A 16,585-nucleotide genomic window follows, 5' to 3' on the forward strand; every position below is an offset into this window, starting at 1 on the left:
CCGCCAATGGAGAAAGCAATGAAAGTACTGGTGGTTGACGATGATGTCGTGTCGCGCATGGTATTGATGCATTTGATCGACAGCTGCGGCGTGCACGATATCGTGGAAGCCGAAGATGGCGCGGCGGCGTGGGAGCAGCTCGAAGGCGGCTTGCGTCCCTCGCTGTGCTTCTGCGACTTGCGCATGCCGCGCCTGTCCGGCATGGAGCTGCTGCAGAAAATCCGCTCCGACAGCGCGCTCGACGCCATGCCGCTGGTGCTCGTCTCGTCGGCCAATGACCAGGACACGGTGCGCGACGCCGTGCAGGCCGGCGCCGCCGGCTACATCGTGAAACCCTTCCAGCCGGAGCAGGTGCGCCAGCATATCGACGCCTGCTTCGACGTTTCCGCCTTGCCGGCCGAGGCGCCGCGCGATACCTTGCAGCGGCTGGGCATCGACGGCGAACGCCTGCTGGCCTACTTGACGGGCTTTCAGGGACAGATCGGCGCCGCCAGCGAACAGGTCGACGCCTTGCTGGCACGCGGCGAACCGGCCCAGGCGCGCCAGCAGCTGGAACGGCTGCACCTCGGTTGCCGCACCTTGGGACTGCATGGCGCGGAAGCCGGTATGAGCGCGCTGCTGCAATCGGCGGTGCTTGACGGCGGCCAGATGCAAACGGCCCTGGCCGCGCTGGCGCGCAGCGTGGCACAGCAGGCGCGTTTGCTGCAGCAACAGGACAGAGACGACTGAATCTGCTGTTTTTCGCTTGCCGGAAAAATACTTTAGGTTTAAAGTATCTGCTTCCGGGCCTTGTGCACGCGCCCGCTACCCGCCAGGATGAGCATGAGCAGCGACCCTTCGCCTACCACAGCATCTCCCCAGGACGACTTTGCGCGCACGCATTTGCCGCCGCGCGCACTCTGGCCGCAGCTGTGCCTTGATTTGCCCGAGCTCCAGTATCCGGCGCGCCTCAATTGCGTCGCCGCGCTGCTTGATGCGGCCGTGGCCAACGGCGGCGGCGAGCGTACCGCCATCCTTGCCGACGGCCAGCGCTGGAGCTACGCCGAGCTGGCGCGGCAAGTCGACCGCATCGCCCACGTGCTGCGCAGCGATTTACGCCTGATCCCCGGCAACCGCGTGCTGCTGCGCGGCGCGAATACGCCCATGATGGCCGCCTGCCTGCTCGCCGTGCTGAAAGCCGGCTGCATCGCCGTGCCCACCATGCCGCTGCTGCGCGCACGCGAACTGTCCATCATCCTGTCCAAAGCGGAAGTGAATGCCGTGCTGTGCGCGCAGAGCTTGCGCGCGGAACTCGATGGCGTGCCCGGCTTGCCGCCCATGCTGTGCTTTGGCGCCGCCGACGCGGAACTGGAACGGCGCATGGCGGCCCACGCTGCGCCATTTTCCGCATGCGACACGGCGGCTGACGACGTCTGTCTGATCAGCTTTACCTCGGGCACGACGGGCGTCCCCAAAGGTACCATGCACATGCACCGCGACCTGCTGGCCATCTGCGACTGTTTTCCCCGCTCCATGCTGCAGGTGCGCGCCGGCGATATCTTCATCGGCACGCCGCCGCTGGCGTTCACCTTCGGCCTCGGTGGCTTGCTGCTGTTCCCCCTGCGCTTTGGCGCGGCCACCGTGCTGCTGGAAAAACTCACGCCCGACGGCCTGCTGCGCGCCATCGGCGCCTATCAAGCCACGATCTGCTTCACGGCGCCCACCTTTTATCGCCAGATGGCACCCCTGGCAGCCAGCCACGACTTGCGCAGCCTGCGCTTGTCCGTGTCGGCCGGCGAAGCGCTGCCGCTGGCCACGCGCGACGCGTGGCAGGCGGCGACCGGGCTGGCCATGACGGACGGCATCGGCGCCACCGAGATGCTGCACATCTTCATTTCCGCCACGGGCGAGGGCATACGCCGCGGCGCCATCGGCAAGGCCATTCCCGGCTACCAGGCGTGCATCGTCGACGATGCGGGCGTACCGCAGCCGCCCGGCGTGACAGGCCGCCTGGCCGTAAAAGGCCCCACCGGTTGCCGCTATCTGTCCGACCCGCGCCAGCGCGATTACGTGCAGAATGGCTGGAACCTGACGGGCGACACCTTCGAGATGGATGCCGACGGCTATTTTTATTACCGCTCGCGCAGCGACGACATGATCGTCTCGGCCGGCTACAACATCGCCGGCCCGGAAGTGGAAGAGGCGCTGCTGCGCCACCCTGCCGTGGCCGAATGCGGCGTGGTCGGGCGCGCCGATGCCGAGCGTGGCCAGATCGTCGAGGCGCACGTGGTGCTGAAAGACGGCAGCCAGGCCAGCGATGCGCTGGCGGCCGAACTGCAGGACTTCGTGCGCCAGCAGATCGCCCCGTATAAATATCCGCGCGCCATCCGCTTCCTGCCTTCGCTGCCGCGCACGGAAACGGGCAAGCTGCAGCGCTTCAAACTTCGCACGGACACCCCATGAATATTGTCTGCATCGGCGGCGGCCCCGCCGGCCTGTATTTCAGCCTGCTCATGAAAAAGCAGAACCCGGATCACCGCATCACTGTCATCGAACGCAACCGCCCGTATGACACGTTTGGCTGGGGCGTCGTGTTTTCCGACCAGACCCTGGGCAACCTGGCCAACGCGGACGAGCCGACGGCGCGCGCCATCCTGCAAGCGTTCAACCACTGGGACGATATCGAGATCCACTTCAAGGGCCAGACCGTGCGTTCCGGCGGCCATGGCTTTTGCGGCATCGGCCGCAAGCGCCTGCTCAACATCCTGCAGGCGCGCTGCGAGGAGCTTGGCGTGCAGCTGGTGTTCGAGACGGAAGTACAGGACGACCAGGCCATCGCGAAGCAGTACGGCGCCGACCTGGTGATCGCCAGCGATGGCTTGAACAGCCGTATCCGCACGCGCTATGCGGCCAGCTACCAGCCCGAGATCGACCAGCGCCATTGCCGCTTCGTCTGGCTGGGCACGCGCAAGAAATTCGAGGCGTTTACGTTTGCCTTCCGCCAGACGCCGCACGGCTGGTTCCAGGCGCATATCTATCAATACGATGGCGACACTTCCACCTTCATCGTCGAGACGCCCGAGCACGTGTGGCGCGCGGCGGGGCTGGACAGCATGAGCCAGGAAGAGGGCATCGCCTTTTGCGAAGCGCTGTTCGCCGAAGAGCTCGATGGCCACGGTTTGCTGAGCAATTCGCCGCACTTGCGCGGCTCGGCGCAGTGGATCACCTTCCCGCGCATCGTTTGCCGGCAATGGGTGCATCATGAAGATGGCGTGCCCGTCGTGCTGATGGGCGACGCGGCCCACACGGCCCATTATTCGATCGGTTCCGGCACCAAGCTGGCGCTGGAAGACGCGATCGAGCTGGCGCGCTGCTTCGGCCAACATGACGATAGCGACGCTGCGCTGGCCGCCTACCAGCAGCTGCGCGCCATCGAAGTGCTGAAAATCCAGAGCGCGGCGCGCAATTCCATGGAGTGGTTTGAAAACGTCGAGCGCTACAGCGCCATGGAAGCGCCGCAGTTCGCCTATTCCATGCTCACGCGCAGCCAGCGCATTTCGCATGAAAACCTGCGCCTGCGCGACCCTGCCTACGTGGCCGATTATGAACAGTGGCTGGCGCGGCGCGCGGGCGAGCAGGCCGGCGTGGAGATGGGGGACGAAGCCTTGCCGCCCATGCTTACACCGTTCCGGCTGCGCGGCGTGCTGCTGAAAAACCGCATCGCCGTCTCGCCGATGGCGCAGTACAGCGCCGTCGATGGCGTGGCGGGCGACTACCATTTGATGCACCTGGGCGCGCGCGCCATGGGCGGCGCGGGACTCGTGTTTGCCGAGATGACATGCGTGTCGGCCGATGCGCGCATCACGCCCGCCTGTCCCGGCATGTACAGCGAAGCGCACACGCAGGCGTGGCGCCGCATCGTCGATTTCGTGCATGCGAACAGCGATGCGAAGATCGCCCTGCAACTGGGCCACGCGGGCGCGAAAGGCTCGACGCGGCCCATGTGGGACGGCATCGACCTGCCGCTCAGCGAGGGCAACTGGCCCTTGATCTCGGCCTCGGAACAGCAATATCTGGCGGGTGTGTCGCAGGTGGCGCGCGCGGCCACGGAAAGCGACCTGGCGCGCATCGAACAGGACTTCGTGCGCGCCACGTTGGCGGCGGCCGTCGCCGGATTCGACTGGCTGGAACTGCATTGTGCGCATGGTTATCTGTTGTCGAGTTTTATCTCGCCGCTGACCAACCGCCGCAGCGACGAATATGGCGGCAGCCTGGAAAACCGCTGCCGCTATCCGCTGCGCGTGTTCCGCGCCATGCGCGCCGCCTGGCCGCAGGATAAACCGATGAGCGTGCGCATCTCGGCCCACGACTGGGTCGAAGGCGGCATCACGCCCGACGATGCGGTGCGCATCGCGCGCCTGTTCAAGCAGGCCGGCGCCGACCTGATCGACTGTTCCTCGGGCCAGGTGAGTAAACTCGAACAGCCGGTGTACGGACGCATGTTCCAGGCGCCGTTCGCCGACCGCGTGCGCAACGAGGCGGGCATCGCCAGCATGGCCGTCGGCTCGATCTTCGAAGCCGACCACGCCAACAGCATCATCGCCGCCGGGCGCGCCGACCTGTGCGCCGTGGGCCGCCCGCATCTGGCCAACCCGGCCTGGACCTTGACGGAAATGGCGCGCATCGGCTACAACGGCGCCGGGGCAGGCGCAGCGTGGCCGAAACAGTACCGCCCTGGCCAGCAGCAGCTGGAACGCAATCTGCAGCGCGAGCGCCAGCTGGCCGCCGCCAACACGGGCCTCACCCCGCAACAGGTGGCCGCGCGGCTGCTGGAAGGATGACATGAGCAAGGAACGACTGGACGGTGCATTGGCCGACAAGCACGCGCTGGTGACGGGCGCCGGCAGCGGTATTGGCCTCGCTTGCGCGGGCGCCTTGCTGGACATGGGCGCCAGAGTCACCCTGGCCGGGCGCGACGGCGCGCGGCTGGCGCGCGCGTGCATGCAGCTGGAAGAGGCGGGCCACGCGGGCAGGGTCGCCATCTGCGTGCTCGACGTGGCCGTGGAAGCGTCCGTGCAGGCAGGGTTTGCGCAGGCGGCCGCGCATTTCGGCCGCGTCGATATCCTGGTCAATAACGCGGGCCGGGCGCATGCGGCGCCTTTCGGCAAGACGGACGCCGCCATCTGGCAGCAGATGCTGGCCGTGAACCTGACGGGCGTGTATCACTGCTGCCAGGCGGCCATGCCGGCCATGCTGGAAGCGGGCTGGGGGCGCATCGTCAACGTGGCGTCGACGGCGGGCTTGAAGGGGTATCGCTATGTCAGCGCCTATGTCGCGGCCAAGCATGGCGTGATCGGCCTGACGCGCGCGCTGGCGCTGGAAGTGGCGCCGCGCGGCGTCACCGTCAACGCCGTCTGTCCCGGCTACACGGAAACGGACATGGTGGCGCAGGCCGTGCAAAACATCGTGCGCAAGACGGGGCGTGGCGAAGACGCGGCGCGTGCGGAACTGGCGGCGTCCAATCCGCAGCAGCGGCTGGTGCAGCCGCAGGAAGTGGCCGATGCGGTGGCGTGGCTCTGCCTGCCCGCGTCGTCCGCCATGAATGGACAATCGATCGCCGTCGCCGGCGGCGAAGTCATGTAACTGATTGAAGACCATGGATAAAGAACCCGAAAATTTGCACGACGAACCCGTGCTGGACCTGGCGAGCCGGCTGACGCAGGACCACCACCAGTCGCTGAAATTGTGGCTGCGCATGCTCTCGTGCACGGTGAAGATTGAAAACGAGGTGCGCACGCGCTTGCGCGCCACCTTCGGCATCACCTTGCCCCGTTTCGACCTGATGGCGCAGCTTGAGCGCTTTCCCGATGGTTTGCGCATGGGCGAACTGTCCAAGCGCATGATGGTCACGGGCGGCAACATCACGGGCATCACCGACCAGCTGGAGCAGGAAAAACTCGTGGTGCGCGTGGTCGATCCGAAGGACCGCCGCTCGTACAGCGTCAAGCTGACGCCAGCGGGCCGGCGCGCCTTCGACGAGATGGCGCGCGTGCACGAAGGCTGGATCGCGGAACTGCTGCACGGCGTGACGCCCGACGACAAAACCCAGTTGATCGACCTGCTGTCGCACATGAAGCAGCAACTGAATGACACCTCGATAAAGGACTGACCATGCGCCACCTCCCCGGCCAGCCGCAAGACCTGCCAGGCAACCGTGCCAGCCTGGCCCATTACGCCGCGCGGCATTTTCTGTTTGCCGTCGACGCAGGCGTTGCCACACTGACCCTGCACCGCCCCGAGCGCAAGAATCCGCTCACTTTTGACTCGTATGCGGAATTGCGCGAGCTGTTTCGCGCGCTCGCGCATGCGGACGACGTCAAGGCCGTCATCATCACGGGCAGCGGCGGCAATTTCTGCTCGGGCGGCGACGTGCACGACATCATCGGCCCGCTGACGAAGCTCGACATGCCTGGCCTGCTGGCGTTTACCCGCATGACGGGCGACGTGGTGAAAGCCATGCGCGCCTGTCCGCAGCCCATCATCGCCGCCATCGACGGCATATGCGCGGGCGCCGGCGCCATGCTGGCGCTGGCTTCCGATATCCGCATCGGCACGGCGCGCAGCAAGACGGCCTTTTTGTTTACCCGCGTGGGCCTGGCCGGCTGCGACATGGGCGCCTGCGCCTTGCTGCCGCGCGTGATTGGCCAGGGCCGCGCCGCCGAGCTGCTGTACACGGGACGCTCCCTGGCCGGCGCCGAGGCCGAGCGCTGCGGCTGGCTCAACCGCCTCGTCGAGCCGGAAGAATTGGCAGAGGCGGCGCAGCTGTTCGCCGCCGGCCTGGCCAGCGGCCCCACGTTCGCGCACGGCATGACGAAAAAAATGCTGCAGCAGGAGTGGAACATGGGCGTCGATGAAGCGATTGAGGCGGAAGCGCAGGCGCAGGCCATTTGCATGGCCACCAACGATTTCCACCGCGCCTATCACGCTTTCGTGGCGAAGGAAAAACCACAATTCGAGGGTAACTGACATGCGTGACATGAGCTATCTGGACTGGCCATTTTTCGAGGCGCATCATGCAAAGCTTGAGTCCGAGCTCGATGCGTGGGCGACGCAGCACCTGGACGACGCCCATGATGGCGATGTCGATGCGGCTTGCCGCGCGCTGGTGGCGCAACTGGGGCAGGGAGGCTGGCTCGCGCATGCCACAAGCGCCGATGGCAAGATCGATACGCGTGCCATTTGCCTGATCCGCGAAACCCTGGCGCGCCACGACGGCCTGGCCGATTTCGCCTTTGCCATGCAGGGACTCGGTTCGGGCGCCATCGGCCTGTTCGGCAGCTTGGACAACAAGGCGCGCTATCTGCCGGACGTAGCCAGCGGCAAGCGCATCGCGGCCTTTGCCCTGTCCGAGCCGCAGGCCGGCTCCGACGTGGCGGCCCTGGTCTGCGCGGCGCGCCGCGACGGCGACGAGTATGTGCTCGAGGGCGAAAAGACGTGGATCTCGAACGGCGGTATCGCCGACTTTTACGTGGTGTTTGCCCGCACGGGCGAGGCGCCCGGTGCGCGCGGCATCAGCGCCTTTATCGTCGACGCCGACAATCCGGGCCTGGAAATCGTCGAGCGCATCGCCGTCATCGCCCCGCATCCGCTGGCGCGCCTGCGTTTTGCCAATTGTCGCGTGCCCGTGTCGCAGCGTCTGGGCGAAGCGGGGCAGGGCTTCAAGGTGGCGATGGCGACACTCGACGTGTTCCGCACATCGGTGGCCGCCGCCGCCCTGGGCTTTGCGCGGCGCGCGTTTGACGAAGCGCTGCGCCACGCGACGGCGCGCCAGATGTTCGGCCAGACCCTGGCGGACTTCCAGCTGACGCAGGCAAAATTGGCGCAGATGGCCACCGGCATCGACTCTGCCGCCTTGCTCACCTACCGCGCCGCCTGGCAGCGCGACCAGGGCCGCAAGGTGACGAAGGAAGCGGCGATGGCCAAGCTGACGGCCACGGAAACGGCGCAGCAGGTGATCGATGCGGCCGTGCAGCTGTTTGGCGGCATGGGCGTCGTCAGCGGGCATCCGGTCGAGCGCCTGTACCGCGAAATTCGCGCCTTGCGCATCTACGAGGGCGCCAGCGAAGTACAGCAATTGATTATTGCGCGCGAACTGCTGCGCGAGGCGGGAAACGCATGAGCAGCATGAACCGCATGAACAACGAGGAAAACAATATGCAAGTGTTACAACCAGCGGGCTGGGCCAGACCGCGCGGCTATGCGAACGGCATCGCCGCCAGCGGGCGCACGGTGTACGTCAGCGGCATGATAGGCTGGGATGCACAGGGGCAATTCCACACGGACGATTTTGCGGGGCAGGTGCGCCAGGCCTTGCAAAATATCGTCGCCGTGCTGGCCGAGGCGGGCGCCTTGCCCGAACACATCGTGCGCATGAACTGGTATGTACTGGACAAGAGGGAATATGTGGCGGCATATCCACAAATTGGCGTTGCCTACAGGGAAATCATCGGCAAGCATTTCCCGGCCATGACGGCCGTGCAGGTGGCGGGACTGATCGAGGACAGAGCGAGAGTTGAGATCGAGGTGACGGCGGTGTTGCCACCATCTTGTTAAATGTCAAATATGATAATATAGTTACACTTAATGGATGCATTAAATGCATCTCTCATGCTATATTGGAATGCCGAAAATTTCTGGCTCCAATCAAGGATGTGCGATGCGAAAAATAATCAAGAGTAACATCGAAAAAGCCCGTCCGGTGCTGTGCTGTGCTGGCCTGCTCATGTGCCTCGGTCATGCGCCCGCTGTTTTTGCGCAATCACTACTTGATAGTGCGAGTCAGGCGCAATTGGCATCTTGGCTCGGCGAAGGGCCATTATCGCTCAAGGCAATCTATACCAAGTCCGTCGGTGATACTTCGTTGGATTTTCACAAAGCCTCCGATGGAAAAGGGCGCACGTTCTCCGTGATGGAAGCGCGCAATGAGTCCGGGCAGACCTGGCTGGTCGGCGGTTACAATCCTCAAAGCTGGAATTCATCTGGCACATATAACATGACTCCGGAAGATAGTCAGCGAACTGCTTTCATCTTCAATCTGAGTACTGGACAGCGTCATATCCAGACGCCGAAGAGCTATGCTCTGGATTCCATCGGTGCCTATCAGACTCTTAACGATATCAACGCTGGTCCCACGTTTGGCATCGGTGCTGATCTTGGCGTTTCTTCCGATCTGACGACAAAAGGCGTCTCTTACCGGTATTCGTATATTGATCCGGATCAGGGCGTCTTCGGTATCAGCTTACTTGACGGCAAACCTTATTCCTCCCATCCGAATGTGACCTTTGGCGCGATCCAGGTATTTTCCATCAGCGCCGTGCCCGAGCCAGCAAGCTATGCCCTGATGGTGCTTGGTCTGGCGCTGATTGGCGGCATCCAGGCACGCAAACGCCACTTGGACAGCCACTTGGCTTGAGTCTGCAAAGACGTCCGCTATGGTGGCTGACGGGCGGCATCCATGCGCCTGCCTGGTGCGGTGAAACGCCGGGCCAGACCGTTGCCACGCTACAGGCGACGACATGGCATTGATGCGCGTTGCCTGTCTGATGAGGTCCGTTTTAGCGACAAATCCCCCCCGTTGATACAATAAAATTGCTATAATTATATTATTTTGTGATTGAAATTTTTGCATGAGTCACCTTCCTCTTTTGGGATAGCGCTGTGTTATTTAACTCATTTCCTTTTTTTCTGGTGTTTCTGCCATTGGCGTTGCTCGGCTATTTTGTTTTGTCAAAATATTCATTGCGCCTGTCAATCGTCTTCCTGCTATTTGCCTCGATTGCTTTCTACTGCTACTGGGATATCACATTTCTGCCTTTGCTGGCATTGTCTGTCTGCAGCAATTTCGCGATCGGCCGTGGCATTTCGCAGCGCCAGGAGCAGGGCCAGGCGCAGAGTGCCAAGGCATGGCTGATATCCGGTCTCGTCTTCAACTTGTCCCTGCTCCTCTTTTTCAAGTATTTTGACTTCTTGCTCAGCAATATCGCAGCGCTGACGGGCGCGCCGATCGAGCCGATCGGCATCACGCTGCCAATTGGCATTTCATTTTTTACTTTCACGCAAATCGCCTATCTCGTCGATTGTCACGCAGGCAAGGTGAAAGACTACCAGCCTGAAAGCTACGGTCTCTTTGTTACCTATTTTCCACACCTGATTGCCGGTCCTATCCTGCATCACAAGGAGATGATGCCGCAATTCGTAGCGCCCGAGTCGCATGTCTTCAGCCGCGGCAGGTTGATTGTGGGCTTGTCGTTCTTTACCATCGGCCTGTTCAAGAAGGTGATCCTGGCCGATGGCGTGGCACGGTATGTGAGCCCTGTATTCGATCTGCATCACCAACATCTGAGCATGCTGGAAGCCTGGGCTGGCGCATTGGCCTATACCTTCCAGCTGTACTTTGATTTTTCTGCCTATTCCGACATGGCATACGGCCTCTCATATATGTTTGGCATCATTTTGCCCATCAACTTCAATTCGCCCTACAAGGCCGCTTCCATCATCGATTTCTGGCGTCGCTGGCATATTACCTTGTCTAATTTTTTGCGCGATTATCTGTATATTCCCCTTGGCGGCAACCGCCAGGGCGCTTTCCAGCGTTACCGCAACCTGCTGTTGACCATGTTGCTGGGTGGCCTGTGGCATGGTGCCAACTGGACTTTCCTGGTATGGGGCACCCTGCATGGCGTTTATCTGATCATCAATCATGCTATGCGACATCTTCTGGGGGGGCGTAGCAACCTGTTGATTCGTCTCGGCGGTTGCGCGGCTACTTTTTTGGCGGTCGTGCTGGCCTGGGTTTTCTTTCGCGCCAGTTCAGTGGGTGTAGCATTCGATGTGTTGCGCGGCATGGTTGGCGGCACGTTAACGCCGCAGATGCGCGAAGGTGCGCTGGGTGTTAACCGCATCATGGAACTGGGGAACTGTTTGTGGTGGCTGGGTGCTTGCGCTGCAATTACCTTTTTCTTGCCGAATGCCTATCAATTGCTGGGACGCGGTTTGCGGCGCGAGCAGGAAGTGCGACTGAGCGGCGGCCGTGGCGATATCTTGCTTGGTGCTATGTTGATGCTGTGCTTGTTATTGCTGGCGATCAGTGAAACGCGCGGCGTTTCCGAATTCTTGTACTTTAATTTCTAACTCATCCTATGCGCTCCATATTCGCAATCGGCCTCGGTGTCGCGGCCACGGCGCTGGCACTGGAAATTTTCTTGCAATGCATGCCGGTTGTGTCTGGCTTGCGCATGGAAAATACCAGTTCTGCGGTACCTTTTAATCGTTACCTGCCGCGCCAGCACTATGTATATTCTCACGGCTGGGCCATGGCGAATGCCAGGCGCGGCGCGACCAGCCAGCAGGGGTATAACAATTCGGCCGACTTTCAGGATGGCGCTGCCGTGATGGTCGTCGGCGACAGCTTTATTGAAAGCCTGATGCTGAATTATCCCGATACCGTGCAAGGCAAACTCGACAAAGTATTGGGTGGCAGCGTCTATGCCGCTGCCAGTTCCGGCAACGGCCTTGCCGATGCCCTGGAAATGGTCCGCTACTATCAACCACGTCTGCATCCGCGCAATGTGGTGTTGTTCGTCGATTCCGGTGACTTGAGCGATATGCTGGCGCCAGCGCCGCGCGGACACAGTAATTTTGTGGTGAGCGGGCAGGGCGTGGCGGTGGTACATAATCCGTATACCGAATCGAAGATCAAGCGCCTGGTATCGTATTCTGCATTGGCGCGGTATGTGTATTACAACTTGAAATTGTCCGATTGGATCATGTCCAAGATGCGGAGCGGCCGGTCAGGCGGTGCGGCAGTGGCTGATGCGTCCGCCGCGCGCGGAGAGGTGTTGGAGTATTACCTGACGCAACTGCGCCAAGTGGGTGGTGGCGCGGCAACGCGGTTTATCTTCCTGGTCGACGGCGACCGTAACACGCTGTACGGTTCTGGCTCGGCCAAACCCCTATGGCATGGCGATGACCGCGAATTTTTCATGGATCGTGTCAGGAAGCATGGTTTTGCGGTGGTCGACATGCAGCCTGTGTTCGCGCAGCATTGGGCGTTGCGGCGCGAACGCATGGATTTCCTGCCCATGGATGGGCACTGGAACAAGGTGGCACATGGCCTGGCGGCACAACAGATATTGCCGCTATTAAATACGGCTTCGTCATCGCTGCCGGCAGGCCCGACGGCCAGGAATTGAGGATCCCTGCCTTGCACATGTCGGCTTGCCGGACTATTAATAGGTGGGACTAGCCTGTATAATGCCGCTGCGCGTGTCGCCATCGTACAATGGATAGTACAAGGTCCTCCTAAGACTTAAATGCAGGTTCGATTCCTGCTGGCGACACCACGTTTCCACGCAACGCGCGTCGGCAGCCTGTGATATTCCAGGCGGTAGTTACTGGTCGATGGCGATTGAAGTCCGAGTTATCGGTACAATGCGTGCTTCATTCATCCAATCGGCGGCTGTTTTGCACACCACGCGGTGTGCGCGAGACGGCGCCCGAGCACTCTTACTCATTATGGCTGTCATTTCTCTTTCATCGGCGCAACTTGCGTTCGGTCACGTCGCGCTGCTCGATCACGCGGAATTTTCACTGGAAACCTCGGAGCGGGTCGGCTTGATCGGCCGCAACGGCACGGGTAAATCGTCGCTGTTGAAGGTTATTTCGGGCAAGTTCAAGCTCGATGACGGTTTGTTGGTGATGCAGCAAGGCATCAAGATCGCGTATGTGGAGCAGGAGCCGCAATTCGACCCGGAGATGTCCGTGTTCGACGCCGTCGCTTCCGGCATGGGCGAATCGCAGGCGTGGCTGAAGGAGTACGATGCGCTGACCGGTCAGTTTGGCCAGGGCAATGACGACGAACTGATGGAACGCATGCACGACATCCAGGTCAAACTCGATGCGGCCGATGCGTGGAGCTTGCCGAACAAGGTGGAAACTGTGCTCGACCGTTTGAACCTGACGGGCGATATGCTGATGAAAACCCTGTCCGGCGGGATGCAAAAGCGCGTGGCCCTGGCGCGTGCACTGGTGTCGGCGCCAGACGTGCTGCTGCTCGATGAGCCGACCAACCATCTGGACTTCAGCTCCATCCTGTGGCTGGAAGGCTTGTTGCGCGACTTCAAGGGCAGCGTGCTGTTCATTACCCATGACCGCTCCTTCCTCGACAACGTCGCCACGCGCATCATCGAACTCGACCGCGGCCGTTTGCTGTCGTATCCGGGCAACTTCACGGCTTACCAGACCCGCAAGGCGGAGCAGCTGGAAATCGAGGAAGTGGAAAACGCCAAGTTCGACAAGTTCCTGGCGCAGGAAGAAGTGTGGATACGCAAGGGCGTCAAGGCCCGCCGCGTGCGCGACGAAGGCCGCGTGCGCCGCCTGGAAGCGCTGCGCCTGACGCGCAATGCGCGCCGCGAACAGCAGGGGCAAGTGAAACTGGACGTATCGGCCGGCGAACGCTCGGGCAAGATCGTGGCGGACCTGGAAAACGTCTCGAAGATCTATGGCGACAAGGTCATCGTCAAGGATTTCAGCGCCACCATCCTGCGTGGCGACAAGGTCGGCCTGATCGGCGCCAACGGCGCCGGCAAGACCACCTTGCTGAAGATGATCCTGGGCCAGGAAGAGTCGGACACGGGCACCATCCGCCTGGGTACCAAGCTGCAGGTCGCGTATTTCGACCAGATGCGCACGCAGCTGAACGAAGAGGCGAACCTGATGGAAACCATCGCGCCAGGCAGCGACTGGGTCGAGATCAATGGCCAGCGCCGCCACGTGATGACGTATCTGAACGACTTCCTGTTCGCGCCGGAACGTGCCCGCTCGCCCGTCAAGTCGCTGTCTGGTGGCGAGCGCAACCGCTTGCTGCTGGCCCGTCTGTTCGCCAAGCCGGCCAACGTGCTGGTGCTCGATGAGCCGACCAATGACTTGGATATCGATACCCTGGAATTGCTGGAAGAGTTGCTGGAAGAATACACCGGCACCGTCTTCCTCGTCAGCCATGACCGTACCTTCCTCGACAACGTTGTCACGCAAGTGATCGTCGCCGAAGGCGAGGGCAAATGGCGCGAATTCGTCGGCGGCTACACGGATTGGGAGCGCGTGCGCACCTTGCCGATCGCCACGGCGCCCGCCAGCAAGCCGGCCGTGAAGGTCGAAGCCGCCGCGCCGGCCGCCAAGCAGAAAAAGCTCAGCTACAAGGAACAGCGCGAGCTGGAAGAGTTGCCGAAACTGATCGCCAAGCTGGAAGACGAGCAATCGGTGCTGGCCGCCGAACTGTCGCATCCGGACTTCTACAAGAAGACGCCGGCCGAAGGCAAGCGCCTGAACGCGCGCGTGGCCGAGATCGAAGGTGAGCTGCTGGAAGCGTTGGAAAAGTGGGAGCAGATCGAGGCGCGCAGCAATGCCTGATTAGTTTCTTGCATCCTCTGTTGTAATTTAAGTTAGGATTACTTGCCACGGCAACGGTTCCGCTTGATATAATTATATAATTATATTTTTTACATCGGAGGATGCATGTTTGTTATCAAAAACACGCGCTCCGGACCACTGCGTCCGGCGCGTGGTTCCACCTCCGGTGCGCATCAGCATGTTTGATCGCGCCGCCTTGCCCCGCGTAGCGCCGTTCCTGGCCTACCTCTCCTTTATCTTTATCGCCGACATGCTGGGCCGGGCGGGCTATGCCGCGCACGATTTGCGCTGGCTGTACGCCGTCAAGATCGGTGTCGTGATGGGCATGTTGTTGTACTGGCGCCGCAGCTATACGGAACTGGCCTGGGTGCCGTTGGGTGCGCGCGCGCTCGCCGTGGCGCTGGCGACCGGCATTGTTGTTTTTCTGCTGTGGATCAACCTGGACGCAGGCTGGATGACGATCGGCAGCGCCGACGGCTTCGATCCCCGCGATGACGGCCGCATCGAGTGGACGCTGGTGGTGCTGCGCATCGCCGGCGCGGCGCTCGTGGTGCCTGTGATGGAAGAGCTGTTCTGGCGCTCCTTCCTGTTGCGCTGGATCGATGCCCCTGACTTTCTGCGGTTCAACCCGCGCCTGGCGAGTGCGAAGGCCTTTGTTATCACCGTGGTACTGTTTGGCTTCGAACACAATTTGTGGCTGGCCGGTATCGTTGCGGGCGCCGCCTATAGCTTGCTGTACATGCGCAGCCAAACGCTATGGTCGCCCATCCTCGCCCATGGCGTGACGAATGGCGTGCTGGGCCTCTGGATTGTTTCCGGTGGACACTGGACTTACTGGTAATATTACCAACTAACTGTTTGCTCTTTCAAAGACAATACCCATGTTGAATACCTTGCGTAAGAAATATCGCCTGTCAGGTACTTGCGCCTTGCCGCACCCGCGCTTGGCACGGTTGCCTGCTGCCGTGCTGCTGCTTGGTAGTACCGCGTTTAGCTTGCCGGCGGTGGCGGCAATTAGCGATACCATCGCGCCATTTATCGCCACGTCGTATTCCTATGACGATAATCTTTTCCGCTTGCCCGATAATTCGCCGGGTTTTGATGGCTCTCGTTCGGATACTTCGCGGCAATTGCAAGTGGGCCTACTATTCAATCGCCCGATCGGACGGCAATTACTCACCGGGCAGGTGAAGTGGTCGCGCGTGTCATTCGATCACTTCGATCAGCTGAACTACAGCGGCAAGGATTACCTCGCCGATCTGGAATGGCATATCGCGAATCATCTGGAAGGACATGTGGGTGTGAGCTATGCGCAGACCCTGACGCCGTTTAATGACTTGCGCACCACGGACCGCAATTTGCGCGTGGTGCAGCGCGAGTACGCTAACGGTGCCTGGCGTTTTCATCCCAGCTGGCGGGTGCGTGCTGGCTTCACGCGCGAGCGCTATTCCTATGATGCCGTCGCGCAGCGCTACGCCAACCGACGCGAAGATGCGACTGAACTGGGCGTTGATTACCTGGCTCCCAGCGATAGCCGGATCGGCCTGCAGTTGCGCCATCTGAAAGGGAGTTATCCGAATCGCTCCGATCCGATCTTTTCCAACATCGAGCACGGATACGAGCAGGATGAAATCAAGGCTAATATCTACTGGCGCTTTAGCGGAGTTACCCAGATTCAACTGTTGGGTGGCTGGGTGAAGCGTAAAAATGAGGTATTTTCCGGCCGCGATTCGAGCGGCGCCAATGGTAGGCTGATCGTCTACTGGGCACCGCTGGGCAAGGTTCGTTTCACGGGCAGCCTGTGGCATGAGTTTGCTGCAGTGGAAAATTCCCTGATTTCCAGCAGTTTGAACAATGGAGCCAGTCTGGCCGCCGCCTGGGATGTTTCAGCCAAGGTGCGCGTGGATGCGCAGGTGCGGCGTGAAAAGCGCGATTTTTCTGCCGCCAGCGGCCTGACTTTGCCCGGCGATGTCAGTGATACGACGCGCACGGCATCGCTAGGTGTGACGTATTCACCGAAGCAGAATATTCAGCTTGGTATTAGTGCCTTCCGCGATGCACGTAGCGGAGCGCCTGTGATCAACACTGGCAGTTATCATGCCAAAGGCATTTCGTTTAATGCCAGCGCCCAGTTTTAAAG

Annotated in this window: 14 protein-coding genes and 1 tRNA gene; all 15 read left to right on the forward strand. The window is 61.3% G+C overall.

From position 1 onward, the window contains the following. The first annotated feature begins 18 nt into the window (after positions 1–18). The 15 genes from SKZ59_RS17970 (at position 19) to epsL (ending at position 16,583) form a co-directional block, all read left to right on the forward strand. Positions 19–729 (forward strand): response regulator, encoded by a 711-nt coding sequence (locus tag SKZ59_RS17970; protein WP_219329202.1) that lies wholly within the window; start codon positions 19–21, stop codon positions 727–729. A gap of 93 nt (positions 730–822) precedes the next feature. After that, entirely contained in the window at positions 823–2,442 is a 1,620-nt protein-coding gene (locus tag SKZ59_RS17975; RefSeq protein WP_219329201.1) for an AMP-binding protein, read from the forward strand. Next, positions 2,439–4,820 (forward strand): bifunctional salicylyl-CoA 5-hydroxylase/oxidoreductase, encoded by a 2,382-nt coding sequence (locus SKZ59_RS17980; RefSeq protein ID WP_319992522.1) that lies wholly within the window; start codon positions 2,439–2,441, stop codon positions 4,818–4,820. The genes SKZ59_RS17975 and SKZ59_RS17980 overlap by 4 nt, the downstream gene beginning before the upstream one ends. A 1-nt stretch (position 4,821) precedes the next feature. Then, a complete protein-coding gene (locus SKZ59_RS17985) occupies positions 4,822–5,622 on the forward strand; it encodes an SDR family NAD(P)-dependent oxidoreductase (protein WP_319992523.1) in 801 nt (266 codons plus the stop codon). A gap of 13 nt (positions 5,623–5,635) precedes the next feature. Further along, positions 5,636–6,148 carry a MarR family winged helix-turn-helix transcriptional regulator gene (locus SKZ59_RS17990; RefSeq protein ID WP_034751704.1) on the forward strand — a complete coding sequence of 171 codons (513 nt, stop codon included), beginning with the start codon at positions 5,636–5,638 and terminating at the stop codon, positions 6,146–6,148. A 2-nt stretch (positions 6,149–6,150) separates the two neighbouring features. Continuing rightward, entirely contained in the window at positions 6,151–7,005 is an 855-nt protein-coding gene (locus SKZ59_RS17995; RefSeq protein WP_319992524.1) for an enoyl-CoA hydratase family protein, read from the forward strand. 1 nt (position 7,006) lies between these two features. Further along, positions 7,007–8,158 carry an acyl-CoA dehydrogenase family protein gene (locus tag SKZ59_RS18000; RefSeq protein ID WP_319992525.1) on the forward strand — a complete coding sequence of 384 codons (1,152 nt, stop codon included), beginning with the start codon at positions 7,007–7,009 and terminating at the stop codon, positions 8,156–8,158. A 35-nt stretch (positions 8,159–8,193) separates the two neighbouring features. Beyond that, the gene (locus SKZ59_RS18005) at positions 8,194–8,592 is read left to right on the forward strand and encodes a RidA family protein (RefSeq protein ID WP_319992573.1); all 399 of its coding nucleotides are present in this window, start codon (positions 8,194–8,196) and stop codon (positions 8,590–8,592) included. Between the two features lie 103 nt (positions 8,593–8,695). Next, on the forward strand, positions 8,696–9,451 hold the full coding sequence (locus SKZ59_RS18010; RefSeq protein WP_319992526.1) for a PEP_CTERM-anchored TLD domain-containing protein: 756 nt from the start codon (positions 8,696–8,698) through the stop codon (positions 9,449–9,451). 245 nt (positions 9,452–9,696) lie between these two features. Then, a complete protein-coding gene (locus SKZ59_RS18015) occupies positions 9,697–11,169 on the forward strand; it encodes an MBOAT family protein (RefSeq protein WP_319992527.1) in 1,473 nt (490 codons plus the stop codon). An 8-nt stretch (positions 11,170–11,177) separates the two neighbouring features. After that, a complete protein-coding gene (locus tag SKZ59_RS18020; RefSeq protein WP_319992528.1) occupies positions 11,178–12,230 on the forward strand; it encodes a hypothetical protein in 1,053 nt (350 codons plus the stop codon). A 75-nt stretch (positions 12,231–12,305) separates the two neighbouring features. Continuing rightward, positions 12,306–12,380, forward strand: a tRNA-Arg gene (locus SKZ59_RS18025). 172 nt (positions 12,381–12,552) lie between these two features. Beyond that, entirely contained in the window at positions 12,553–14,445 is a 1,893-nt protein-coding gene (locus tag SKZ59_RS18030) for an ATP-binding cassette domain-containing protein (RefSeq protein ID WP_034751693.1), read from the forward strand. A 178-nt stretch (positions 14,446–14,623) separates the two neighbouring features. Then, positions 14,624–15,286 carry a CAAX prenyl protease-related protein gene (locus SKZ59_RS18035; protein ID WP_319992529.1) on the forward strand — a complete coding sequence of 221 codons (663 nt, stop codon included), beginning with the start codon at positions 14,624–14,626 and terminating at the stop codon, positions 15,284–15,286. A 40-nt stretch (positions 15,287–15,326) separates the two neighbouring features. After that, on the forward strand, positions 15,327–16,583 hold the full coding sequence (gene epsL / locus SKZ59_RS18040; protein WP_319992530.1) for an XrtB/PEP-CTERM-associated polysaccharide biosynthesis outer membrane protein EpsL: 1,257 nt from the start codon (positions 15,327–15,329) through the stop codon (positions 16,581–16,583). The last annotated feature ends 2 nt before the right edge of the window (positions 16,584–16,585 follow it).

It is taken from the genome of Janthinobacterium sp. GMG2 (assembly GCF_033949445.1).
Taxonomy (GTDB): domain Bacteria; phylum Pseudomonadota; class Gammaproteobacteria; order Burkholderiales; family Burkholderiaceae_D; genus Janthinobacterium; species Janthinobacterium aestuarii.